Annotated in this window: 22 protein-coding genes; 3 read left to right on the top strand and 19 right to left on the bottom strand. The window is 49.7% G+C overall.

The genetic code is table 11. From position 1 onward, the window contains the following. Positions 1 to 9: 9 nt before the first annotated feature. Together A7E48_RS06435 and A7E48_RS06430 are read right to left on the bottom strand one after the other, a co-directional pair. Positions 10 to 804: a c-type cytochrome gene (locus A7E48_RS06435; protein WP_068171063.1), complete on the bottom strand. Its 795-nt coding sequence runs from the start codon at positions 802 to 804 to the stop codon at positions 10 to 12. 59 nt (positions 805 to 863) lie between these two features. After that, positions 864 to 1,502 carry a heme-copper oxidase subunit III gene (locus tag A7E48_RS06430; protein ID WP_068171273.1) on the bottom strand — a complete coding sequence of 213 codons (639 nt, stop codon included), beginning with the start codon at positions 1,500 to 1,502 and terminating at the stop codon, positions 864 to 866. Between the two features lie 214 nt (positions 1,503 to 1,716). Here A7E48_RS06430 and trpD point away from each other — a divergent pair, with 214 nt between their 5' ends. Next, positions 1,717 to 2,784 carry an anthranilate phosphoribosyltransferase gene (gene trpD / locus A7E48_RS06425; RefSeq protein ID WP_233126010.1) on the top strand — a complete coding sequence of 356 codons (1,068 nt, stop codon included), beginning with the start codon at positions 1,717 to 1,719 and terminating at the stop codon, positions 2,782 to 2,784. Between the two features lie 82 nt (positions 2,785 to 2,866). Here the strand turns inward: trpD and A7E48_RS06420 are convergent, their stop codons facing one another. Beyond that, entirely contained in the window at positions 2,867 to 3,232 is a 366-nt protein-coding gene (locus A7E48_RS06420) for a DUF3054 domain-containing protein (RefSeq protein WP_068171062.1), read from the bottom strand. 282 nt (positions 3,233 to 3,514) lie between these two features. On the opposite strand from A7E48_RS06420, the gene A7E48_RS06415 reads away from it, so the two are divergent. Next, positions 3,515 to 3,853 (top strand): RNA polymerase-binding protein RbpA, encoded by a 339-nt coding sequence (locus A7E48_RS06415; protein ID WP_068171059.1) that lies wholly within the window; start codon positions 3,515 to 3,517, stop codon positions 3,851 to 3,853. 68 nt (positions 3,854 to 3,921) lie between these two features. Here the strand turns inward: A7E48_RS06415 and A7E48_RS06410 are convergent, their stop codons facing one another. The 15 genes from A7E48_RS06410 to A7E48_RS06340 all read right to left on the bottom strand — a co-directional run bounded on the left by A7E48_RS06410 (position 3,922) and on the right by A7E48_RS06340 (position 21,280). After that, positions 3,922 to 4,668, bottom strand: coding sequence for a polyprenol monophosphomannose synthase (locus A7E48_RS06410; RefSeq protein ID WP_068171057.1), 747 nt, complete (start codon positions 4,666 to 4,668; stop codon positions 3,922 to 3,924). A gap of 108 nt (positions 4,669 to 4,776) precedes the next feature. Then, a complete protein-coding gene (locus A7E48_RS06405) occupies positions 4,777 to 5,835 on the bottom strand; it encodes a hypothetical protein (RefSeq protein WP_068171054.1) in 1,059 nt (352 codons plus the stop codon). 8 nt (positions 5,836 to 5,843) lie between these two features. Further along, on the bottom strand, positions 5,844 to 8,681 hold the full coding sequence (locus tag A7E48_RS06400) for an RNA helicase (RefSeq protein WP_068171051.1): 2,838 nt from the start codon (positions 8,679 to 8,681) through the stop codon (positions 5,844 to 5,846). Between the two features lie 66 nt (positions 8,682 to 8,747). Then, complete coding sequence (tatC, locus tag A7E48_RS06395) at positions 8,748 to 9,638, bottom strand: twin-arginine translocase subunit TatC (protein ID WP_068171048.1); 891 nt, start codon at positions 9,636 to 9,638, stop codon at positions 8,748 to 8,750. A gap of 88 nt (positions 9,639 to 9,726) precedes the next feature. Then, a complete protein-coding gene (gene tatA, locus A7E48_RS06390) occupies positions 9,727 to 10,005 on the bottom strand; it encodes a Sec-independent protein translocase subunit TatA (protein ID WP_068171047.1) in 279 nt (92 codons plus the stop codon). Continuing rightward, on the bottom strand, positions 9,998 to 10,384 hold the full coding sequence (locus tag A7E48_RS06385; protein WP_141669394.1) for a hypothetical protein: 387 nt from the start codon (positions 10,382 to 10,384) through the stop codon (positions 9,998 to 10,000). The genes tatA and A7E48_RS06385 overlap by 8 nt, the downstream gene beginning before the upstream one ends. Positions 10,385 to 10,431: 47 nt before the next feature. Beyond that, positions 10,432 to 12,348, bottom strand: coding sequence for a YafY family protein (locus A7E48_RS06380; RefSeq protein ID WP_068171032.1), 1,917 nt, complete (start codon positions 12,346 to 12,348; stop codon positions 10,432 to 10,434). 57 nt (positions 12,349 to 12,405) lie between these two features. Beyond that, positions 12,406 to 12,804 carry an FKBP-type peptidyl-prolyl cis-trans isomerase gene (locus A7E48_RS06375; protein WP_068171027.1) on the bottom strand — a complete coding sequence of 133 codons (399 nt, stop codon included), beginning with the start codon at positions 12,802 to 12,804 and terminating at the stop codon, positions 12,406 to 12,408. Positions 12,805 to 12,837: 33 nt separating this feature from the next. After that, positions 12,838 to 13,908 carry an FKBP-type peptidyl-prolyl cis-trans isomerase gene (locus A7E48_RS06370; protein ID WP_233126009.1) on the bottom strand — a complete coding sequence of 357 codons (1,071 nt, stop codon included), beginning with the start codon at positions 13,906 to 13,908 and terminating at the stop codon, positions 12,838 to 12,840. 79 nt (positions 13,909 to 13,987) lie between these two features. Next, positions 13,988 to 15,427 (bottom strand): Pup--protein ligase, encoded by a 1,440-nt coding sequence (gene pafA / locus A7E48_RS06365; RefSeq protein WP_068171023.1) that lies wholly within the window; start codon positions 15,425 to 15,427, stop codon positions 13,988 to 13,990. Positions 15,428 to 15,469: 42 nt separating this feature from the next. Then, positions 15,470 to 15,670, bottom strand: coding sequence for a ubiquitin-like protein Pup (locus tag A7E48_RS06360; protein WP_068171021.1), 201 nt, complete (start codon positions 15,668 to 15,670; stop codon positions 15,470 to 15,472). Between the two features lie 2 nt (positions 15,671 to 15,672). Beyond that, on the bottom strand, positions 15,673 to 17,262 hold the full coding sequence (gene dop / locus A7E48_RS06355) for a depupylase/deamidase Dop (RefSeq protein ID WP_068171018.1): 1,590 nt from the start codon (positions 17,260 to 17,262) through the stop codon (positions 15,673 to 15,675). Next, complete coding sequence (gene arc, locus A7E48_RS06350) at positions 17,262 to 18,959, bottom strand: proteasome ATPase (protein WP_068171015.1); 1,698 nt, start codon at positions 18,957 to 18,959, stop codon at positions 17,262 to 17,264. Before arc ends, dop begins: the two co-directional genes overlap by 1 nt. Positions 18,960 to 18,998: 39 nt before the next feature. After that, the gene (locus A7E48_RS06345) at positions 18,999 to 20,018 is read right to left on the bottom strand and encodes a tRNA (adenine-N1)-methyltransferase (protein ID WP_068171010.1); all 1,020 of its coding nucleotides are present in this window, start codon (positions 20,016 to 20,018) and stop codon (positions 18,999 to 19,001) included. A 110-nt stretch (positions 20,019 to 20,128) separates the two neighbouring features. Then, entirely contained in the window at positions 20,129 to 21,280 is a 1,152-nt protein-coding gene (locus A7E48_RS06340; protein WP_068171007.1) for a site-2 protease family protein, read from the bottom strand. A 97-nt stretch (positions 21,281 to 21,377) separates the two neighbouring features. On the opposite strand from A7E48_RS06340, the gene A7E48_RS06335 reads away from it, so the two are divergent. Continuing rightward, positions 21,378 to 22,253 (top strand): PAC2 family protein, encoded by an 876-nt coding sequence (locus A7E48_RS06335; RefSeq protein WP_083147244.1) that lies wholly within the window; start codon positions 21,378 to 21,380, stop codon positions 22,251 to 22,253. A 69-nt stretch (positions 22,254 to 22,322) separates the two neighbouring features. Here A7E48_RS06335 and mshC read toward each other — a convergent pair whose 3' ends face one another. After that, positions 22,323 to 23,615 carry a cysteine--1-D-myo-inosityl 2-amino-2-deoxy-alpha-D-glucopyranoside ligase gene (mshC, locus tag A7E48_RS06330; protein ID WP_068171004.1) on the bottom strand — a complete coding sequence of 431 codons (1,293 nt, stop codon included), beginning with the start codon at positions 23,613 to 23,615 and terminating at the stop codon, positions 22,323 to 22,325. Positions 23,616 to 23,680 lie beyond the last annotated feature (65 nt).

The following is a 23,680-nucleotide window of genomic DNA, read 5'->3' as shown; positions in this document are numbered from 1 at the left end:
GTGGTGTGCTTAAGCTGAGCGTGAAGTCAGCCAGACAGTGAAAATCAAGATAATTCCCAAGCCTAAAGTCCAAATCAACAGACCTTCGGCAACAGGACCAAGTGACCCGAGGGCAAAACCACCGGGGGAGTTGTTTACTTCCTGAGACTTCAGGTAAGTGATAACATCTCGTTTCTCTTCAGGGGTAATGTTCGCATCGTTGAACACTGGCATATTCTGAGGGCCAGTTTCCATTGCCTCGTAGATGTGCTTCTCAGATACGCCCATCAAAGTTGGTGCGAACTTACCGCGAGTCAGTGCACCGCCAACACCCGCTGCGTTATGGCACATAGCGCAGTTAGCCAAAAAGATCTTGGCACCGTTAGCTGCATCGCCTTTGGAAACGTCAAGGTACTCATCTTCAGGAACGGACGGTCCCGCGCCGAGAGATGAAACATAAGCAGCCAGCTGATCGGTCTGCTCTTCATTAAACTGACCCGGCTTAAGCTGAGCCTGGGTACCCTGCATCTGCATAGGCATACGACCGGTGCCGACCTGGAAGTCAACTGCGGCAGCTCCTACGCCAACAAGCGAGGGACCATCAGCGGTGCCCTCAGCGTTGGTGCCGTGACAGGTCGCGCAGTTTGAGATAAAGAGTTTCTCTCCTTCTTGGGCCTGCGTAGCTGTGTAGGTGGTGCTAGTTTCAGCTTTAGCCTCATTCGTAGCTGTGGCAACTGCATAGAGGCCACCGGTGAGGAGTAAAGCTAGAGCAAGCAACACGATGGCTGCAAGAGGATGACGCCTCTTCTGAGAAAGTGCCTTCACGTCGTTTGATCCTTAGTGTGTGTGCTGGTTGAACTATTGATGTGGCGATTTGTTTCTATTTACTTCAAGAAGTAAACGACGGCGAAAAGAACAATCCAGACGACGTCAACAAAGTGCCAATAGTATGAAACAACGATTGCTGAAGTTGCTTCATAATGACCGAATCGCTTTGCAGCGTATGCGCGGCCAATGATGAATAGGAATGCAATCAAGCCACCGGTCACGTGAATAGCGTGGAAACCAGTGGTGATGTAGAAAGCTGATCCGTAAGCAGAGTGAGCGATTGTTACGCCTTCTGCGACGAGGTTTGCGTACTCATAAACCTGCATAGACACAAAGAATGCGCCCATGAGGAAGGTCAGCAGGAACCACTCGACCATGCCCCACTCTTTAACGTTAAAGAGGGAGCCAGTGCGACGTGGCTTTAGCTGCTCTGCTTTGAATACACCAAACTGACAGGTCACCGAACTCAACACCAAAACGATGGTGTTGGCGGTGGCCAACGGAATAGCTAGATGTTCGGTATTTTCTGCCCAAATATCGGGTCGTGATGCCCGAAGGGTGAAATACATGGCGAATAGTCCGGCAAAGAACATCAACTCTGATGCCAACCAAACAACGGTGCCGACGGCGACAGCGTTGGGTCGGTTCAAAGTCGTGTGGGCCGACTTACTTGGGGTATGGGTTGCAGTTGTCACATAGACATTATGTCTGTAAAACTTCGAAGAAACCAATATATGAGCTCCTTTCTTCCCATGCGTGTTGAAAATCTCTAGGGAATACAAGGGAAGGCCTGCAGAAAATTTTTGAAAATTTCGCACATGTTACAAAACTGACCTGCGGCATAATTCCTGAAGTTCACAGCTTGAAATATTTAAAGCACCTGGCGATTCTGCCCGCTATGCTGAACCCATGAGCATATCTGAGATATCGAACCCAGCTATTTCCTGGAAAGCCATTCTGAATAAATTGACTCTTCGCCATGATCTTTCCGAGCAAGAAATCGGGTGGGCAATGGATGAGATAATGAATGGAGTAGTCTCGGAGGCCATAATTGGCGCCTTTCTGATTGCACTTCATGTCAAGGGGGAGTCTCCTGAAGAACTGAGTGCGCTAGCTCAGGGGATGCTAGATAAAGCGGAAAAGATCGAAATTAGCTCTAACGCAGTAGATATTGTGGGCACCGGGGGAGACCAGCATAATACGGTCAATATTTCCACTATGGCATCAATGGTGATTGTGGGCGCCGGGGTTCCCGTCATTAAACACGGTAACCGCGCATCGTCGTCCTCTTCCGGCTCCGCAGACGTGCTGGAGAAGTTAGGCATCAATCTCAATATGCCGATTTCTGACATCATTCAGTGTTTAGAAACAGTAGGAATTGCTTTTCTGTTCGCCCAGGTATTTCACCCCTCCATGAAACATGTGGCTCCCACCAGAAAACAGTTGGGGGTTCCTACTGCCTTCAACTATTTGGGTCCCATGACGAATCCTGCGCAGGTGCGTTCTTCTGCAATTGGGGTAGCTGACGAAGCGATGGCTCGCAAAATTGCTGATGTCTTTGCCTCGCGTAACGATCATGCCCTGATTTTTAGAGGTGGAGACGGCTTGGATGAACTGACTATCACCTGTAATTCCCAGCTTTGGGAAGTATACGAGGGCGCCGTAACTGCGCACGTTATCGACCCCCGTGAATTTGGATTCAATCTAGGCACGTTAGAAGATTTACGCGGTGGTACGGCTTCCGAAAACGCAGAAGTATTTGAACGAATCATGGCGGGGGAGAGTGGGCATATACGGGACGCTGTTCTCCTCAACGCTGCAGCAGGGATTGTAGCTTTCGAACCCGTCGGTGAGGGGCAGAGTTTCAACGAACGTTTTGTTGCAGCCCTGGATAGAGCGATAGCATCGCTGGACAATGGAAGAGCTCGGAAGGTGTTGGAGAACTGGAGAGAGTTTTCACAAACTACCGCAAGCTAAAACTTAAAGTTTAGCTTGAAAGAAATAGGTGTTTCTTGAGTAGAAGAAACGCCTATTTTCTTCAATTTGTTGAGCGAAGATGTTAACCATCAACTCTTTGACGTCGTCGGTCAATAAGCAGCCATAGAGCTCGCCATCCCACAAGAAAGACTCCTAGGACACCCAAGGTGACGATAAAGAAACTGAGAGCGCTGGTGCCTCCGAAGAACAGTCTTAAGAGGTGACCTAACGCAGCAGTTCCGAGCCAAACACTCAATCCCGCAGGAAGAATATTAAATGGCATATTTCGAACCATAGGCAAGATCCACACAATGCATAGTCCAAGAAGGAATGGAACTGCCGTCAAGAAAGTTCCTGCTAATCCTTCTGCATGCGACGAACGCCCAATGCCCACAAAAATTAAGACCAAAAGTGCATCCACTGCGAATGCCAACCATTTATTTTTCATGTTTACCTCCGCTATAAGTGTGCCTGATACAGGGATACAAAGGAAACAGGGGAGATGAATTTACTATTACTTTACATAATGTAGATTATCGGCGTTTTAGATTGTTGAGCAACCATAAGGTAGAACATGATTTTTGCACCATTTTTACTACCGTCGCACTGTCGCCACCGCAAAACCCCAACCAACCCATATAATTATCCTTTGGTCTAGAGTTGGGTGCGGAATATTATTTAGCTCTTGTCCGTTACATCTAACAATGCCCTGGATTTTGGAGGAAAGTTTATGAGCGATCGTAGCCTAAGAGGTATGCGCCTAGGTTCGCAATCAATGGAAACCGAAGCAGGTGTCGAACCAGCACCCCGTCAGCGAGTTGAATACCGCACTGAAGACGGCGAAAAGGTATTTGTAACATTTGCCCAAGAAGCAGAGATTCCCCATACGTGGACAGCAAAATCCGGCAAAGTGGCTACCTTAGTCAATGGTGAAGGTGAACCGGTAGATTCGCATGAAAAGCCGATTCGTACTCACTGGGACATGCTCCTCGAACGCCGTTCCATGGAAGAACTTGAAGAAACCCTTCAACAGCGTCTTGATGTTTACCGCGAACGTCACGCCTTGTAAGCAGACAGTTAATCGGAAGATGGGGGTGAGAACTTAGGTTCTCACCCCCATCTGTATATTAATCGGGCTTATCGCTGTGTTAGCTTCTTCATAAATTCGCCCACCTTTTTACCGCGGGACTTGATTCCCCAGCTCGAAACCTTAGCCATCGAGTCAAAAATGATGTTGCCGTCCATTTTTGAATCCCCAATTTCGCGTTCAATAAACGTAATGGGTACTTCGACAATCTTGAAACCAGCTTGTTCTGATCTCCATGCAAGGTCTACCTGAAATACGTATCCCTTTGAATCTATGCCTTCTAGGTTCAATCTCTCCAAAGTGTCACGGCGGAAGGCGCGGAAACCAGCCGTTATATCATTAATTTTGGTACCCAAAATCAGCTTAGTGTAGAGGTTTGCACCGCGGGAAAGGATTTGACGGTGAACGGGCCAATTTTTTGTCTTTCCGCCTGTGATGTAGCGTGAACCGATAGCTAGATCGGCGCCGTCTTCAACTGCCTTTACCAACAAAGGAAGCTGCTCGGGCTGGTGGGATCCATCGGCATCCATCTCTACCAAGACGTCATATCCCTCAGCAAGACCCCAATCGAACCCAGCAAGGTAAGCACCGCCCAATCCGTCTTTGACGGTACGGTGAAGTACATGGATGTTTGAATCCTTACTCGATAGCTGATCTGCGATTTCTCCGGTGCCGTCGGGGCTGTTGTCATCAACAACCAGAATGTGCCCCTCAGGCATAGCTGTGCGGAGGCGCTCCACTACAACAGGTAGGTTCTCTTTTTCGTTGTAGGTGGGAATCACCGTTAGGACCCGCATAAATATCTCCTCGTTGCCACTGTTACCTGCGGCGATGAATAAAAACTAGAATCTCAGTATAGCTTTTCTATAGTGCAGCTGACCAAACCTGTCGAGAACATGAAGCTGTTAGATATCTTGAAATTGACCAGCAATCAGCAAATCAACTAACTCTGGCAGATTATCTTTTTCAAGTACCGGCAACAGCGGAATTCTTGCACGTGGATCCGTGCTCCAGGCAGCGACCCTGTCGTCTGCTGTTTGAACCATCAGTTCCGTGACTTTCCAACGAGCGACATCTGCCATTGACTGGGGGCTGAGTTGACCAAAAGTAGGATTGGACTCCCCTACTGCTCTGTAGACACCGCGCGTCATGGCGTTGAACGTAGCTCGCGCAGATAGTTGATCTTCAGGACGAGTGCGAACAACATGGGTGAGGGCGAGCTCCCATCCTAAAACTCTTGATTCCTGGTTGACTTCGGAACCTAAAAAGACCAACGCTCCAGCAGCCACAGCTTGACGAATAGATGAGTCGTTTTCCGCGATCTGGGATGAGAATCCCAGTGCTACCCCTAAATCTCGAGCAAAACTTATATATTCACTGGTGATAGAAGAGATACCGTCTAAACGCGGAGCGAGTCGAAATCTGTCTAGTTCATTAAAAGCAGAGAGGGCAGATAAGAATTTCTCTATATCGACTTCATCCCGTGGAACAAATGAAACTCTTAGGCGGTGGTCTAGTGCTTTCTGAAGAAAAGAAGTGAGGTCAACCGATGCTTCCCGAATTTGGACACCGTGAATACCTGCAACAAGCTGCTCTATATCTTCTTTGCCACTGATAATCGCATAAACGAAGGTGTGTAAAGGCGAGGCGGAGATATTAATAGATTCACAAGCAGATTGAGGAAGGAAGAGCGACGTCGAAGCGTAGCCTGCATGCATTAACCGCTCCGATAAAATCGCAAGTTCATCTTGAGACTGAACCGTTGCGCCGCCGTGAAAGAACGCAGGTGTCAGCAAATCTCCTACAAGCTCTACCTTATGCATAGAGTTATCGTAAATAGAGTCAGCGCCGGCGTCTGAACCAACCCAATCGACGGCAGTTTCAGTCAAGACCATCGCAGTTGCATAAGGATCGACCGGACTGTACACCGATCCATCGCAGAACACTAAAGTTTTAGTTGACATTTATTTCCTTAAATTTGTGTTGCTACTACACCACGGCGGAGCAACATAATGGCACGTTCACACTGGGCTTTTAGCTCAATATCGTTCTGAGCAACATGTGAAATCTGATCCAGCACGTCAATCACCTGTTTAATCCAACGCACGAAGTCACCCGCAGCAAGGTCAGTATTCTGAATTGCTTGGGTCAAGGAATCTCCTCGAGCCCATTTATAGGTGGGCCAAACCATACCTAAATCGGGGGCAGATGTTTCCGGTAGGTTGAACCGTTCTTCTCGTTCGGTCAATTTACTCCACAGGGTTACCAAAGTAACGATCGGCTGTTCTATTGAGGAATGGGGATATTTGCGGAGCATACCCATTTCCTCGCGTTTGGCTTCAAAAACCAGCGCTGAAACCACAGCGGCAGTGGCAGCCGGATCCAAATTCTTCAAAAACTTTTCTTCAAGTGCAAGAGAAAGTAACAAGTCTTTCTCACCATAGACACGCCGTAGGCTCTGACCCCGCTGGGTTAAATGAGCTTCTCCCCCGCTATCCCGCTCAACATAATTAAATGATTCAAGGAGTCTAATGATTCTCTTAAAAATTTGAGAAATAGTGTTGGTTCGGCGACTGATTTGTAGACGAAGCCCATGGGTATCTCGTTCCAGCTTCCACCACCGTTCAGCCCAACGAGCATGGTTCTCCCGATCTGAACAACCATGGCAGGGGTGCGCTTTCAATTGCTTGCGCAACTTAGTAACTTCTTGCTCCTGGTGTCTATCCTTGCGATCAAACCACGATCTCTCTGAAACCTTTCGCGGGGGACGATTTTCATAGAGTGCCTCGCGTAAGCGAGATGCCATATCCCGACGTTCTTTAGGCGTCTTACCTTGGAATTTCTTCGGGACCTTGATTTTAGAAACGGGAACTATTGGCCCTTCTAAATCATCTGCGGAGAGACGGCGCAGATGCGCATCATCAGTCAAAATGGCAGGTCGCGGATCGTGCCCTGCCTCAGCCCTAGTCAGGATAACTGCAAAGCCTCGGTTACGTCCACGCGGAATCTCAATCACATCACCAGGCAGCAAGTCATGGATTGAAGCCATAGCCTGAGAATGCTCAAGACGTTTGCGTCCTTTCTCAGATTTCTTCTCCGCCTCATTGAGTTGCTTACGTAACTGAGCGTATTCCTTGAAGTCGCCCAGATGGCAATGCATAGACTTTTCGTAACCTTCAAGCGCTCGCTCATTCTTACGAACACGTTGGGCTATTCCCACGACAGATTTATCCGCCTGGAACTGGGCAAACGATGACTCCAGAATTTTCTGCGCTGGCCCCTCCCCAAATTGAGCGAGAAGATTGGCGCTCATATTATAGGTGGGCCGGAATGATGAATTGAGAGGATAGGTACGCTTAGATGCCAATCCTGCTACCTGCTGGGGTTCCAGACCCGGCTTCCATAGCACGACTGCGTGACCTTCGACGTCGATGCCGCGACGACCGGCACGACCAGTAAGCTGGGTGTACTCCCCCGGTGTGATATCTAGATGCGTCTCACCATTGAATTTAGTAAGTTTTTCTAGCACCACTGACCGTGCGGGCATATTGATGCCGAGGGCTAATGTCTCCGTAGCGAATACAACCTTGATGAGTCCTTCTGCAAACAGAGCCTCTACAATTTCTTTGAATACCGGCAGTAACCCCGCGTGATGAGCGGCTATACCGCGGGTGAGCCCCTCTCTCCACTCGTAGAAACCAAGTACATTGAGGTCCTTGATATCCAAAGCAGCTGTAGCTTCTGCAACGTAAGCTCGGATAAGCGCAGCCTCTTGGTCGGTCGTCAAACGAACATCAGCATCTATACATTGGGAGACGGCAGCATCGCAGCCAGCGCGAGAGAAGATAAAGCAGATTGCAGGGAGCAAGGCATCCTGGTCAAGAGCCTCAATCATGTCTGGTCGAGACGCGCGGAAAGGACGAAGATGTTGCTCAGAACCACTACGGTTAAAACCGGAACTGTGGCGATTGCGGGAGCGGGAATTTCGATGGGCTGCTCGAGAGAACTTTTCGGCGTTCTGACGCGGTCCCCGCCCGCGATATCCTCGAAGTCGCAATAACTCAGGATTGACGTCAGGAACTTCGTCTTTGTTCTTGTCGAGTAGTTCAGCAGTTTCTTCAACAGTTGTATCATCCAAGAACAGATCGACCAGGCGATTCCCGACCATGACATGCTGCCACAACGGAACGGGGCGATGCTCGGACACAATAATATCTGTAGTTCCGCGAACGGTATCCAGCCACGCACCGAATTCTTCAGCGTTAGAGATAGTAGCTGAGAGCGAGATAAGTGAGATGTGCTCAGGAAGGTGAATAATAATTTCTTCCCATACCGCTCCACGAGCTCGATCAGCCAAATAGTGAACCTCGTCCATCACCACATAACCCAGATTAACGAGGGTGGAAGACTCTGCGTAAATCATGTTGCGCAAAACCTCGGTGGTCATTACTACGACATCGGCTTCAGAGTTGATAGATGTATCACCGGTCAACAACCCCACAGCCTCTTCCCCATAAATCTGCACCAAGTCGTGATACTTCTGGTTACTCAATGCCTTGATCGGGGTGGTGTAGAAAGCCTTCTTGCCTTGAGACAGGGCCAGATAGATGGCGAACTCCCCCACGATAGTCTTACCGGCACCCGTGGGTGCTGCCACCAGTACCGCGCGTCCAGACTCGACCGATTCACATGCTCTTACCTGAAAATCATCCAGAGGGAAATCAAGCGTATTTTGAAAGGAGCCGAAAACGGTTTTTTGCTTTTTGGCGCGTTCTTTAGCTGCGAAGAAGTTATCTGCAAGAGAAGACATATACCCATACTATGACGAAAGAAGACCCCCGATGAAACCATCGGGGGTCTTGCACAGTGGTTGAGGCTAAGAGCTCAATCGAGAGGATTCTACAGAACCACTATTCTCCTCAATTCGTCCCAGCTTTTCTAATTCTTCAGCGGAAGTTGCACGGTCAATTTCTGTTTCAGAAAGTCCCTTTGCGAGCTTAGCGCGCTTTCTTTCCACTCGTTTATCATGCAACAAGCAGATAACAATTGCGATAAAGAAGAAAAATAGCAGGGGTGCTGCAAGATAGAACATCGTCATAATATCAGTACCTGGCGCAGTCATTGCAGCAATGGTTGCAACAAAAACCACGACCCAGCGCCACTGCTTCAGGATTGTCCGCCCCGGAAGTATACCCATGAAGTTCAAGCCCACAAGAATTACCGGAATCACGAAAGCCAGAGCAAACGAGACCATAAATTTGACGACGAATGAAATGTAGATTTCAGCAGAAATGATGTTGGACGTGCCGTCGGGGTTGAATGCAGTCAGTGCAAAGACCGCGGCGGGTAGACAAATCCAAGCGGTCAAAAGACCGATAAGGAACATAGGTACCGCTGAAAAGATAAACCCCAGTGCGTAGCGTTTCTCTTTCTTATACAGCGCTGGAGTAATAAACGCCCAGAGCTGGTATAGCCATACTGGAGCCGCCAGAACCAGTCCGATGTAGAGAGATACAGTTACCATCAAACTAAACGATGACTGTACGGTGGAGTAATTCAGCAGGGCTTCTCGACCTTGTTTCGCATTGATTTCATCGAGCGGGGCTTTGATAGCTGTGATGAATGGCTGGTAGAGAAAGAAACCACCCACAGCGCCGAGCACTGTAGCAACAGCTGCTTTAATGATCCTATTTTTGAATTCGCGAAGATGCTCCATCAAGGCCATATTTGCCTGAGGATTATTCTTGCGGCTCGTTGCCTTTGCCATCATTTACCTTAGAACCGAAAACTTCATGTGCTCGAATTCAACCCGTGTTCTGAGAAGTGAACACGGGTTGAATCGTCAGAAGAGAAAATTAGATATTTCGAGGAGTTTCGTCAGCTACATCTGCACGTGTAGATCCAACGTTCTTGTTATCAACAACTTCGCCGGTGACGACGTCGTCCTGTGCTGAAGAGCGGGGCGCAGAATCATTTTTGTTGTCTTTCTTCATGCCATCTACCTCAGACTTGAAGATGCGCATGGACTGACCGAGGCTACGCGCCATACCGGGAAGCTTGGGTGCACCAAAAAGAAGAATGATGATGATCAAAAGTACGATCAGCATGACTGGATTATCAAAAAGTCTACCCATGAGTAGCACCCTTTCTTGAGTATTTTTGAAGGTCACTCACATTCTGTGGCTGACCAAGTGTTTCTCGTTTATTGATTCTACGCGAGATTCGTCGCTGGGCTCGTTCATTTTTGCGCTCTTCGTACTCGGTATATGTTTCTTTCACCGAACGAAAAATAGCTGGTTCTGTTTCTTCCCTCAAATGATGCGCCTGATAATGAGACGATTCATGAGCAACTTCAGATGCAATTTCACTAAACTTCATGAATTCTTCCATTGCTCGAAGTACTGTAGAGACAAGTCTTACCAGTAACCATCCCAAAACTGTGAGAGCTACTAAAACTAAAAGAGTCCATAGAATTGTCCAAAACCACCAAGGCATGAGCACAATTATAGACATCCTCTACCCCTCATCCTTTCTGAAGAAGCTGAAAATTTATTGTATGTTTAGCCCTCAATAGACTGAGAGAGTTCTTTGACCTGATTTTTGAGGTAATTACGGAGCCCAGTTGGTTCCAGGACTTCGACACTTCCTTGAGATTTCAGCACCAAATCCCAAATCCAAGCAGCTTCACCGTAGGCAATTTTGATGGTCTGAGAATCTTCATGAGCTACCTCTACAGTCGATTGATCAATCAGCGTCTTTAACTCAGGAGTCAATTCCTCCGCTATCTTGCACGTTGCAATGTTGCCCTGCTGTTTCAAAGTCTCAATCCACTGCTGGGGGTTAGGTTGGAGAGGCGTTGAATCTGCTGGGGGCGATGGATAGCTCACCCTGTGAATATCGCTGAGGCGATCTACTCTGAAAACACGCGGGGCCTGACGTTGAAAACAAAACCCCGAAAGATACGTAAATTCATGTTGTTGGAAGAGTTCATAAGGCTGAATTGTTCTCTTCTCTATCCGATTCCCCGCCCGATAGGTAGCCTCGATACACTGCCTCTCGCACAGGGCACGCTTCACCTCGGAGATATTGCCTTCTGGCGGGAAATAACTCAATGAATTATCCATCTGGGCTGCGCTATCGGTGATATCCCTCCAAAACTCACGGATTGATTGAAACACCGATGCTTCAGACGAAGTAGATTCTAAGAATTTGAGGACCAGTAGAACCAGAGCTTCTTCTTCCGGGGAAAAATTTATCTGATGTAATGCTTCCCCTACGCCCCTCACATACACACGATTCTTCTCAACCTCAATATCAAAAAGTGATCCGTCCAAATTGACCCAGAGAGTAGAGAGTCTTTTCTTGACCGTAGCAGGACTCACTCCTGTTCTGCGACTGAGCTCAGCGCACGTAATCCCCGGATTCTCCATGGCTAAATGAATAAGAGATATTAATTCCGCAACCAAAATATCGGTACTGGCGCGCAAACGGGCCTTAGGAGGTTCTCTAAAAGTCAAACTTCCTACAGGGGGTTCCACGTCATAAGTACTCACCAGTCGTTTCAGAATAGATTTCTGTTCATCGTGTGCTACTTTTTGCTGGCGTGGGGAAAGCCTAAACTCATTAGACTCAACTTTGTCGATACCAGACAAAAATATGAGTTTCTGTTTGAAAGAGAGATAAAGAGCATCGTCCAAAGAATAGGCGGGAACCACCCGAAGTTCGAACGTCTCAGATAAAGACCTCGCCACTAAACCAAGTGGTGCAACATCAGAAATCTTTTCTAAGGCTTCATCCATTGAAAAAGAATCCTGAGAAATATCTAATCCATCAACCCGCTCAAGATCTGACATCCGATCTAAACGGAATATCCGCGACTTTCCATCGATGCTCTGAGCACCAGCAACATACCAACGACCAAAACGATTGCCTATCCCTTGCACATACATTTCACGCAGTGACTCGTCACCGTGCGGCCCCTGATAGAGAAACTGTAAACTCTGCTTTCGCGCCAAAGCACTCAACACTATTAACAAAGAATCCGGTGCTGAAAGCAACGAAGGCTGGGAACCAAAATAGGCCTCCGCACTCTTACGTGACCACCCCAATTTTGACAGGACAGAATCTCCCAGCTTGTGAAAAGACCCGTTCCGCGCCACCAGCATCGCCCAAGCAATCATCAACACCGCTGAATCATTTGCCCGCGTACGAGTGAGCCGATCTCTCACTTCGCTGGCATCCCGCTGTTTCAGCACGTAACGAAAGCTCACGCCGTCGTCATTGACAGAAGAATCAAGCAACCCAAGCCCGCGCAAAGTAGCTTTGTCTCGTTCAAACATCCGTTCAAAGGCTAAAACACTGGGAGTCTCCCGATATTCCTTCAAACTCCAACGGATATCATCGCGGCTCAGCCCCTTCGAACTCTTTGCCAACACATCAAAGAGTTGAAGTACCCGCTCCACTGCCTGTTTACTCATAAATACAAAGTAGCCCCCGAGGATCCTCGGGAGCTACTATTCATCGCGCTAGGCGAATTACTTTTTTACATCTAGAAGGTCGACAACGAAGATAAGAGCTTCATTAGGCGCAATTGCTGCACCGGCGCCGCGCTCGCCATAGGCCATCTCAGAAGGGATTTCCAGACGACGGCGGCCGCCTACTTTCATTCCCAACAGACCCTGATCCCAGCCCTGGATAACCTGACCGATACCTACGCGGAATGCCAAGGGCTCTCCGCGGTTCCAGGAGGAATCAAATTCTTCACCGGTGGAAAATGCCACGCCCACGTAGTGGCAAGAAATCTGATCGCCAGCAGCTACGGCTTCGCCAGATCCTTCGATTTCATCAATAATCTTAAGGTCTTCAGGTACTCCACCCTCAGGGAAATCAATTTCAGGCTTTGTACGATCTAACTTACGCTGACCAAAGGACATAGTTTTCTTCTTTCTGTTTAGAGGTGGGAAGTATTATTTACCGGACTCGGTTGAAGTAGGCTGAGCCGAAGTGGTGGGCTCTGCCGATTCAGCAGCTGGTGAGGCGCTAGGGCTGGCAGACGCCGAACCGGAAGCACTGGCAGAGGGAGACTGCATGCTTGCGGCAGCCTGAGGATTATCGCTAGCCCCCAAAATATCAACAACGAAGACAAGTGGACCGCTGGGAGCGTTCTCGCCGGCGTCCTTACCGTAGGCCAAATCTTCAGGAATGATGAGTAGAACGCGTGAACCAACCGTCTTGCCCTCTAGACCCTGAGTCCAACCCTTGATGACGCCCTGCAGATTGAGCTCGGCGGGGGTTCCATCAAAGTTACCGTCGAACGCTTTGCCGTCTTCCCAGCGCACGCCCTGGTACTTGACGTACAAGGTATCGGAAGCTTTAACTTTCTCACCCTTGCCCTTAATCATGTCCTGGGAAACAAGTTCCTTTGGAGCATCTCCGCGATCAGCCTTCAGCTTCAACTCTGCCTTGCCGTCGTCGCCTACCTTGAAAGATTCTAGAGCCGAATTGAGATCCTTTTGAGGAGTTTCATCACCGGTTGCATTTTCTAGCAGCTTGCTCTTGATGGTATAGACCTCAACGTTTGCAGGGGTGTCTTCAGCTGCCTCAGAAGCGCTGGGGCTACCGCTGGCATCCGCACTGGGAACCATGTTGGAGGTATAAGAGAAGCTGGTACCCACCTTCGATGAAGTCAAAACATCGTACAGCTCGGGAGCAGTTTTTTTCAGATCCTCACCCACAGGAATCAAGATGGGTGACTGAGCGTAGGTACTACCTACCTTTGAGCCGTCGTCACCCTTGAATACAGTTGCCTCGATGAGAAGGTTGTCGCCATCCTTAATCTCTTCGCCATCGCCCTCTTCAATCACGTGGGTTGACGTTTCATCTGTAGTGAAGGGGGTCTGGAATGAAACCGAGGGCTCAGCGGTCGCATCATTGAGAGAATATTGGACATCGTCCAATGACGAGCTGGATCCGGAGCATGCAGCTAGCACTAGCGTAAGTACAGCTCCGGTTGCTACTACAAAAATTTTCTTCTGCAAATCGAACTTCTTTCTCATGATTACGGTTCTGAATCTAATGTGCAATGGTAACGCAAGATGCGGAGGAAAACCCTCAACTTTAGATGAAAGGCGGCATCCATTCCTGCGTTTTTTGAGCTCCCAGCAGATCATTTAACTGCTTGACCGTCGAGTCCTCGGTAGCGAACGGATCCTTACATACTGCGTTCAATTGAGGTTTGTTGTTGAGCCTTAAATGTACCCAGTCAACGGTGGTGGGTTCTCCTGCCCTATGTGCGGCCTGAATAAAACTACCTCGAATTTTCGCTCTAGTTTCAGGTGGTTGCAACGTAGCTTTTTCAACAGCACCGGGGTCAATCACACGACGGGCACGCCCTGCTTTTTGTAGCACGTTAAAGACGCCGCGGTCAGGGTCGATGCTGTGATAAGCCAAATCTAGTTGCTGGATTCGAGAATCCGCATAATCTTTAGCACCACGCGCTATATAAGAATCTAAAAGTTTTTTCTTGATAGCCCAGTCAATTTCGGTATCGATACCCGAAATGTCCTGTGTTTCCACCGCAATCAAAGCTCTGTTCCATAAATCCAAAATATAAGGAACATCTGCATGGTGTGCACCTGCATCAGCTATATACTTCTGAGCTGCTCGCAAATAGTTGCGTTGCAACTCCAGAGCATTCTTGTAGGAGCCATCTGCCAACTCAAATCGTGTAGTGCCTGTGAGATCGTGCGACACCGTGCGCAGGGCATTCGCTGTGTCCTTTATTTCGAAGTTTTCCAGTGGAAAATGATCTTCCAGCATGCGAAGGATAATGTCTGTTGCGCCAATTTTTAGGAGGGTGGTTGTCTCAGACATATTGGAATCACCGTTGATGACGTGCATCCGGCGATATTGGTTGGGGTCGGCGTGTGGCTCATCGCGGGTATTGATAAGTGGACGAGAGCGAGTAGTTGCAGTAGAGGCGTCCTCCCAGATGTAATCCGCCCTTTGGGAAAATGAGAAACTTGGCGTACCGTGTTTTTTATCCTGCCCGGTGAGAGGTCTCCATGCTTCGGGGCCGTGCGGATGCGTTTTACCTGCTCCCACCATGATCTGGCGAGTAATCAAAAAAGGGATGAGGGAACGGACGAGCTTTGAAAATTCCACTCGCCGTTCAAGCATGTAATTCTCGTGGGATCCGAATGAGTTCCCCGCTGAATCAACATTATTTTTAAACAGGTAGAAAGTTCCCTCTTTGCCCTCCGCTTCGATGCTGTCTTGGGCTTGGTTCAGTAAATCCGCAAAAAGTAGCTCCCCCGCCTTATCTTGGGCAATGAGATCACGTAATGTTGCCGATTCAGCGGTGGCGTATTCGGGGTGAGACCCGACATCCAGGTACAGGCGGGAACCGTTGGGGAGAAAAACGTTTGTTGAACGCCATGACTCCACCACGGGCTTGAATAAGATACGAGCTGCTTCTTCAGGACCAATCGGACCTAATGAAGAGGGCACGTAGGTAATACCAAATTCAGTTTCAATACCAAAAATTCTCTTTTTCACAGCTCATAATCTCTTTCGGTTGCCTGGGAACTAGGGAGCAGTTTATTGACCGCCTTTTTGCACAAAACCCTTCACGAAATCTTCTGCATTCTCTTCAAGCAAGCCATCGATTTCTGCGAGTAAATCATCTGTTTCACCCAATAGTTCTTGATTGACCTCAGAATTTTGTTGAGCAATCGAAATCTCGTCCTGGTCCGTAGCGTTTTGCTGCAGGTGCTGTTGCTGAATTTGTTCGCGCTTCATAATTATTTCTCCTTCTGTACGTTGTTAAGGGACTCAATGACCTCAACCGCCGTGGGACTGTTGAGTACTTGCTGCGTCTGCTCCGCAGTAAACGCCGACGGATTATCCATGGTGAGACGGTGAACTTCCGTCTGCAATTGGTTACGCGCTACAACGGTATCCCAATTCACGCTGATTAGCTCCTCGGGCCAGCGCTTGATGAACTCACCGCGCAAATAGGCGCGAGTATTCTCCGGTGCATGACGCGCGGCGTCGGCTATTTCTTCAGGGGAGAAGAGAATCTGCATCCTGCCTAGTTCAACCAGTTTAAAGTACAGGCCTTTTTGAGGTCTGATGTCTGAATATTGGATGTCCAAAGCCGCAAGCTTAGGGTTGTCCCATCCGATACCCTGGGCCACGTACTGACGCATCAAAGAATATTTAGCCACCCAGTCCAGACGATTGGCGAGGGAGAAGAGGTTGGTTTCCAAGGCATCGAGGACTTCATTCCACAGCGAGATAACCTGATCGGTTTCTTCATCGACACCCGAGAAATATTCTTCTGCCGCCTCCAAGTACTCTCTCTGAATCTGAAGAGCGGTTACCTCTCCCCCGCTGCTGAGAGCTATTTTTTCGGACAGAGTTAAATCGTGGCTCACCGTATGCATGGCATGAACAGGATCAGCCAACACAATATGAGGTGCCACCCCCTTCTCGATGAGGGCAAGAACCAAAGACGTAGTACCGAATTTGAGAAGATTCGAAACATGGGAAAGGTTGGCATCCCCGGTAATCACGTGTAGACGGCGGAATCGCTCAGAATCTGCATGGGGCTCATCTCGGGTATTGATAAGAGGACGACGGATGGTAGTCTCCAGCCCCACTTCGCGCTCAAAGAAGTCGGCGCGCTGAGAAATTTGGAACCCAGCAGTTTCGCCCTTCGTGCCGATACCTACGCGGCCTGCTCCGGTCATAATGATGCGAGTGGCAAAAAAGGGAAGAAGTCCCTGGATGACGTCGTCGAAATCAGTGTCCCTGCTCATTTGGTAGTTCTCGTGGCTACCGTACGACTGCCCCTTGGAGTCCGTGTTGTTTTTGTAAAGGTTGATAGTCTCTAGCACCGGCGAGTCTGCCGAACGTTGGACTACCTGAGCAGCAATCCAATCACCGGCGGCGTCCCATTTAACGGCGTCCATCGGTGAGGCGACCTCAGGTGAAGAATACTCGGGGTGAGCGTGGTCTACGTAGAGTCGAGCTCCGTTGGGCAGGATGGAGTTCATAGTGACCGCATCCCAATTCAACCGTTCCGCATACAACCCTGAATCCTGCAGTGCCTCAGCAGCGATTTGCTCACTGGTGAGAACATTAGCCTGGTGGGTGAGCTGAGTCACATGAGCATCTTTTTCAGGGATCTCAGTGCCTCGTGAATCGCTCAGCGGAGACTCCGAGGAATATCCCCATTCAGCGGTTGAATGTGCCTGCAATTCTGCGTGAAACAGCGAATCATAGGTGCTCACTACCTGAGCTGAAAGTACAGTAGGATTCGCCGAAAGGTTGCCGGGCGCTAGTACGCCAAACTCAGTCTCTGCTCCCATAATGCGACGAACGCTCATTATGCACGTCCCCTTTCACCGGAGAATTTGTTGGAAACCGGCAAAATATTGGCTATGGGCTGACGGATATTTTTGCTTGCCAGGACGTCCTCCACTTCAGCCATCTGAGGTACCTCAACTTGGTCTTCAAACTCGGCTCGGACTGCTTCCTGCAAGTGCTCAAAACGGATACCTGGTTCCCCGCTATCCAGCTGATCTTTGATGGCAAATTTTTTGGCGGCATCCACGATATTACGAATCACCGCACCAGAGAGAAAATCTCCCCGATAAAGCCACTGGAAAGTGCCGTGGGAGAATTCCACCTGCACATAGCGGTTTTCGTCAGTGGTAGCAAAGAGTGCCTCAGTGATTTCATGATTCATTGCTGCAACAGCTGCCTGAGACGAGCCAAAGCAGTCAATCACGGACGAATGTAAAGGCAAAGACTCGTTGAGATACAAGCCGAATATCTCTTCGGTCCCCAGCCGATCTGGTCGATTGACCCGAATCTTGATGTCCAAACGTCCCGGTCTTAAGACAGCAGGATCAATCATATCTTCCCGGTTCGTTGCACCAATGACGATGACATTATCAAGTGCTTCCACACCATCGATTTCTGATAGCAACTGCGGCACGATGGTGGTCTCCACGTCGGAGCTTCGTCTGCTACCGCGCGTGCGGAAAAGAGATTCCATCTCATCGAAGAAAACCACCACGGGGTTTCCTTCTTCAGCCTTTTGACGCGCAGCGGCAAAGATATCGCGAATCTGCCGTTCCGTCTCCCCCACGTACTTGTCCAATAGCTCGGGACCCTTAATATTCAAAAAGTATCCCGTGCGCTTCTGCCCCGGATGCAAGGCCTCTATACGAGTCGCCAGTGAGTTCGCCACAGCTTTAGCAATGAGAGTCTTACCGTTGCCGGGAGGGCCGTACAACAAAATACCTTTGGGCGGGGTGAGATTGTAGACGCGAAAAATCTCAGGGTGCAAAAATGGCAGCTCAACGGCGTCTTGAATCTGGCCAATTTGAGTACTCAGTCCACCGATATTGGCATAACTGATGTCGGGAACTTTTTCCAGTACCAGCTCTTGGGCATCGTTCGCCGGTACAAGACCGGTAATCATCCCAATCCTTGAATCATAGGTAACGGTGTCACCCAGGGTAAGCGATGAAGCGTTCAGATTCTCTGAAATACGCACCACGCTTTTTGCCTGATTAGGCATATCAACCACAGCGCGGGAATCATCCAAAATTTCTCGGATAGTCACAACCTCACCCAAGGATTCAAAGCCTAAGCTCAAAACGGCTTGAGTCTGATCATTCAGCAGAACGGTCATACCCGGTTTCACCTGCCCAATTTTCAACAGCGGTGAGCAAGTAATGCGCACGCGCCGACCAGAGAGCATAACATCGAGGTATTCTTCCAACTCAGCAGGAGTTTTTCCCTCCGCCAAGTCGTCATAGGTCATACCCCCGGTATGTACTTCAAGTACTGTCGCCGTGTTGAGCGGAGGAGTAACTTCCTGGGAAAGAGCAAGTCTGAGATTCTCAATTTCAGCTTTAGTCTTGGCTAACGCAGTCACCAGTTTCTGATTGCGCTCGCTAGCTACACGCAATTGACGGTCGAGATTTCTCCGACCCTCATTCGCTACATTCAACTGGCGCAAAATACGTTCAAAATCCTGCGCAGAAACATTCTTCTCAGCTTGCTCTGACATGTTCTCCTCCTCGTTCTTCACGATCTTCGCGGGTAGCGCCTATTCGCTCTCGTGGGCTGCCTCTGTTGAAATAGCTGATTTCTCCGCAAGGTTTAGCGCATCTTTGGCTGCTCGGCGTAGTTTGCGATCAGACACATTGCGCTCGCCCAGAGCCGCGGGCGACCAGGCATTCATGTCTTCTTCAGAAAATTCGGTTTTCGACGCGCGGCGCTTGGGAGCCAGGCGGACGGCACCGTCGGCCAGTCTTCGAGCAGTAATCAGGAAGCCAGTGTGGGCTACCATGCGGTGGTCTGGGCGTACGGCAAGACCTTCCACATGCCATCCCCGAACCATCGTTTCGTGGGATTCTGGCTCGGTGAAACGTCCGTCAGCGCGTAAAGCTTCAGCGGTACGGGAAAGCTGGGTCACGGTGGCTACATAACAAATGATCACGCCGCCGGGGGCAAGTGCTGTTGCCACGGCGTCGATGCACTCCCAGGGGGCGAGCATATCTAAGACGGCGCGATCCACAGAGGCAGGTTCTTCGACATCGCCCAAGGTTTCTGCAAGATCGCCCAAAGTGATTTCCCATGCGGGGTGCGGTCCGCCAAACATGGTTTCTACATTTCCTCGCGCAATTTCTGCAAACTCTTCACGTCGTTCGAAGGAACGCAGATGCCCGAAATCACCGATAGCTCGCAATAGCGAAATTGAGAGCGCGCCCGAACCGACGCCGGCCTCGATGACACGCGCGCCTGGGAAAATATCCGCCATGGTTACAATCTGACCGGCGTCTTTGGGATAAACAACGGCTGCGCCACGAGGCATCGACAGAACAAAGTCCCGGTAAAGAGGGCGCATTGTCTGAATTTTCAGACCTTCTGAATTCTCGATGACCGTGCCTTCAGGGGCACCAATCAATTCATCATGTTTGAAGTATCCCCGATGGGAATGGTACTCCCCGCCAGCAGCCAGCGTGATTGTTGAAATTTTGCCACGTTCGTCGGTGAGCTGCACTCGCTCCCCTATACGGAAAGGTCCCCGACGATTGATGCTGCCGGTGGGTGTGTAATTCTGCATCGGTGAAAAGTTCTCCTGAAAAGAGCTATAAGTAAGAGTTACTGTCTATTCTTGCAGAAAAGAAGCCTGACACACCGGCTATCTTCTGGAGTGAGCTTGACCTAACACTGTTAGTTTCCTGCGGGATATGTACGGCGCAAATATGAAGATTCTTCATAGAGAGCCTGCGCTATGGTGCGGTGAATCAGCAAACCAACAATTCTGTGACGATCTACTACGGGATAGGCCAGAGGAACTTCCCCGCGGATGTAATAGTCTTGCTGAGCTGAGAAAACAGCTCCATTGAAGTAATCCAGAGTATCTAGCCTTGTCCCGCTGAGGGAAATTCCTACCCCCAGAGGTACCGCTAGCTGTGCAATAGGTTCGTTGAGCTGCCCCGACGAAATAGCCGACCGTAGTGCCTCGGCAGGAACCCACGATGACGAATTTTCGGGAGAACCTACCAGCAAGGAGGAGTGCCCGTCCCACCCAGATGCGACATCCACAATTTGCTCATTTTCTTGAACAAACACTGCCGATTGGCAAATATTTTCTACCCGCAACCGGTCTGACGACGAACTCTGGTTTCCAACCGAGGTAAGGGCAGGAAAACCGGCTGACCAGAGGTAGCTACACACCATCACTAAGATGGCTAGATTTACCATGCTTGATGTCAATCCGAAGTAAATGAATGCTGCGATGAAGATAGGAATAATCATCAGCGTGACCCATGCCGTGTACTTCACGCCCTGAGAACGCAGTCTCGTGAAGTGGGTAATCAACGCTTCCAATGCATGTCCGCCGTCGAGCGGATAGGCAGGAACAAGATTGAAAAGAGAGATAAAGAAGTTTGCTTGTGCTGCCAGCAGGAAACCCAGTCCCCAGGCGGAAGGCCCTAACAAGCCCGCGATCAGCCACAACAAACCTGCAAAAAGCAGGTTTACCAGCGGGCCTGCCATAGAAACTAAGAATGAAGAAACTGCTGTTCCAGGTGTCAATTTGGTGACACCGCCCCACAGGGTCAGCGAAATATAGAGAACTTTTTGACCCCGAGCAAGCCCCACCACAGCGTGCGCTACCTCGTGAATCAATACTCCTAGCGCCACCAGGATAGCCAGCACGGAGGAGATGATAAAGGGGCGGAGACCGCTGGAGGAAGAAAGACTCTGCAAGAAGAGCCCGTATCCAAGGCTCACCACCAGCATCAGCACAAACCACGAAGGCTTTAGATAAACAGGTACCCCACGCACCTTCATAATTTTTAGACCCAGGCTTTTTTCCATATCTCCCTTTTCTATTTCCTCCCAGATTACAGGTTTTGTTCTCCCCAACATGCTCTGAGGGGCTGTGGAATTCAAAAATCACCACTAGAATGGTCTGGTGTCTTTTGCTAATCATTTTCCAGAAAACCTTTTTTCCCAGTCCTCCTCTGATGATTCGGGGTACACCACGGTAATGCTGTGCGCATTTGAAGGTTGGAATGACGCCGGCTCGGCAGCAACAGAAACCCTGACCTACCTGGAAAGAATATATTCTGCACAGGAACTTTCTGGTTTTGAAAGCGAAGATTTCTATGACTTCACCACTAACCGTCCCCTCCTCATTTCGCAGGACGACGGAACCGGTCAAATCACCTGGCCGTCAATTTCTATGCATCGTTGGACGGACGAGAGTCGCCGCATACATTTCATCACAGTGACAGGTCCTGAACCACAGCTCAAATGGCATACATTTGTGGCTGCCTTAATGGGCGCAGCGCGCGAGTTTGGCGTCGACCACATCGTCTTGCTGGGCGCTTTGCTAGCCGAAGTGCCCCACACTCAAGTATTTCCGGTCAACGTCACTAGCTATTCCCCGACACTGCGAGAGAACGATAGGGTTCATCAGCAGTCCTACACCGGCCCCACGGGCATCATTGGTGTACTGGCTCATACTGCTCGTCAATATGGAATCTCAGATCTTTCGCTCTGGGTTTCGATTCCTCACTATGCTGGGCACCCACCGCACCCCAAAGCCACATTGGAACTGCTTCGCGGCATAGAATCACTCTTTTCACTAGCAATTCCCCTGCGCACCATTGAAGAAGAAACACATGCGTGGGAACGCGGTGCAGCAGAACTCATGGAAGAAGAACCCGAACTCGCCGCTTACGTCAAGCAGCTTGAATCCGATCAAGAAAATTCATCTCTGGAAAATATGTCGGGTGAAGATATAGCGGCCGAATTCGAGCGCTTTCTTAAAAGACGAGACGGTTAATGCTTTAGCCGTAATCGCAAAGGAGAGGAACCGATTTTTCGGTCCCCCTCCTTTGATAAGCAGTTCGCGTTAAAGGATAACGCCCAAGCGCGCGTTCAACAGGTCAGTGATGAGTTTCGCACCGCCACCGCGACCATTCTTGAGGGTGGACAGAGCCCAATCATCAAGCGCTGAGAGAGCATCCAGGGTATTCAAATCATCGGCCAGGAACTTTCGTACGGTTTTGAGCGTAGCTTCCGCAGCTTCATCCGTTTCGGCTGACGCTAAACCGATAGCCTGCCGATATACTTCCAAGCGAGTCTTGGCTTTTTCTAGAATATCGTCTGTCCAGAACCAATCATCACGGTAGTGATTCGCCAGAATTGCAAGGCGGATAGCACTGGGGTCAACTCCCTGCGCACGTAGCTTGGACACCAACACAAGGTTGCCCAAAGACTTACTCATCTTTTCGCCGTCGAGCCCTACCATGCCGGTATGTGCATAATGGCGCGCCATGGGTTTACCTGTGAGAGCATAGGCGTGGCCCGCTCCCATGTCGTGGTGAGGGAACTGAAGATCCGAACCACCCGCTTGAACTGAAAAGGGCGCCGGCAAATACTTTTGCGCAATCGTGGTGCACTCAATATGCCAGCCGGGGCGCCCCTTGCCGAGCGAACGCCCGCCCCACGAGGGCTCACCATCGCGCTCAACCCGCCATAGAAGCGGATCAAAGGGGTCGCGCTTACCTGGACGTTGGGGGTCTCCACCGCGTTCTGCAAAGATGGGGTACATGGCGTCCCGGTCTAGATTACAAATCTGACCCAAGACCCAGTGCTCAGGATCCTCTGCATTGATTTCAGCCGCGCGGTTGACGTCGAAGTAGACATCACCGGCAGGTTGCTGAACGCCGTCCTTTTCAAACCCTTCAACACGGTAGGCAATTCCTCGTTCAAGCAGAGTCTCGACAGCTTCTACGACCAAGGGAATAGTCTCCACCGCGCCCATGTAATGATCGGGGGCAATAACGTTGAGAGCCTCCATATCAGCACGGAAAAGGTCAGTCTGTTCCTCGGCCAAGTCTCGCCAATCAACACCGGTAGCCTCTGCGCGCTCCAGCAAAGGGTCGTCAACGTCAGTCACATTCTGCACATAGACGACGTCGCTGCCTGCGTCTTTCCAGGCGCGGTTGAGCATATCGAATGCTACGTAAGTGGAAGCATGCCCCATATGAGTAGCGTCATAAGGGGTAATTCCGCAAACATAGAGGCTTGCGGTGTCCTCCGCTTCAAGCTCAACAATCTTCTGAGCTGCCGAATCATATAACTTAGGCTGGGGAGCTTTGCCAGGGAGCTGAGGTACTTCAGCAGACTTCCACGCGCGCATCAAAATCCTTTCGAAAAACTATTTACAGGTAAAACAATACTCGCTCCCCTCTAATGAGAAGAGCG

Origin of the sequence: Rothia sp. ND6WE1A, assembly GCF_001683935.1 — a bacterium.
Lineage (GTDB): Bacteria > Actinomycetota > Actinomycetes > Actinomycetales > Micrococcaceae > Rothia > Rothia amarae.
This window is presented reverse-complemented; position numbering and strand designations above follow the sequence as displayed.

Coding starts and splice junctions, on each gene's coding strand:
- tatC (WP_068171048.1), bottom strand. CDS start 9,638: ATGGCAAAGGCAACGAGCCGCAAGAATAATCCTCAGGCAAATATGGCC.
- A7E48_RS06415 (WP_068171059.1), top strand. CDS start 3,515: ATGAGCGATCGTAGCCTAAGAGGTATGCGCCTAGGTTCGCAATCAATG.
- A7E48_RS06420 (WP_068171062.1), bottom strand. CDS start 3,232: ATGAAAAATAAATGGTTGGCATTCGCAGTGGATGCACTTTTGGTCTTA.
- A7E48_RS06410 (WP_068171057.1), bottom strand. CDS start 4,668: ATGCGGGTCCTAACGGTGATTCCCACCTACAACGAAAAAGAGAACCTA.
- A7E48_RS06405 (WP_068171054.1), bottom strand. CDS start 5,835: ATGTCAACTAAAACTTTAGTGTTCTGCGATGGATCGGTGTACAGTCCG.
- A7E48_RS06345 (WP_068171010.1), bottom strand. CDS start 20,018: ATGCAGAATTACACACCCACCGGCAGCATCAATCGTCGGGGACCTTTC.
- A7E48_RS06385 (WP_141669394.1), bottom strand. CDS start 10,384: ATGTCTATAATTGTGCTCATGCCTTGGTGGTTTTGGACAATTCTATGG.
- A7E48_RS06340 (WP_068171007.1), bottom strand. CDS start 21,280: ATGGAAAAAAGCCTGGGTCTAAAAATTATGAAGGTGCGTGGGGTACCT.
- A7E48_RS06380 (WP_068171032.1), bottom strand. CDS start 12,348: ATGAGTAAACAGGCAGTGGAGCGGGTACTTCAACTCTTTGATGTGTTG.
- arc (WP_068171015.1), bottom strand. CDS start 18,959: ATGTCAGAGCAAGCTGAGAAGAATGTTTCTGCGCAGGATTTTGAACGT.
- A7E48_RS06400 (WP_068171051.1), bottom strand. CDS start 8,681: ATGTCTTCTCTTGCAGATAACTTCTTCGCAGCTAAAGAACGCGCCAAA.
- A7E48_RS06375 (WP_068171027.1), bottom strand. CDS start 12,804: ATGTCCTTTGGTCAGCGTAAGTTAGATCGTACAAAGCCTGAAATTGAT.
- A7E48_RS06360 (WP_068171021.1), bottom strand. CDS start 15,670: ATGAAGCGCGAACAAATTCAGCAACAGCACCTGCAGCAAAACGCTACG.
- trpD (WP_233126010.1), top strand. CDS start 1,717: ATGAGCATATCTGAGATATCGAACCCAGCTATTTCCTGGAAAGCCATT.
- tatA (WP_068171047.1), bottom strand. CDS start 10,005: ATGGGTAGACTTTTTGATAATCCAGTCATGCTGATCGTACTTTTGATC.
- mshC (WP_068171004.1), bottom strand. CDS start 23,615: ATGCGCGCGTGGAAGTCTGCTGAAGTACCTCAGCTCCCTGGCAAAGCT.
- dop (WP_068171018.1), bottom strand. CDS start 17,262: ATGAGCGTTCGTCGCATTATGGGAGCAGAGACTGAGTTTGGCGTACTA.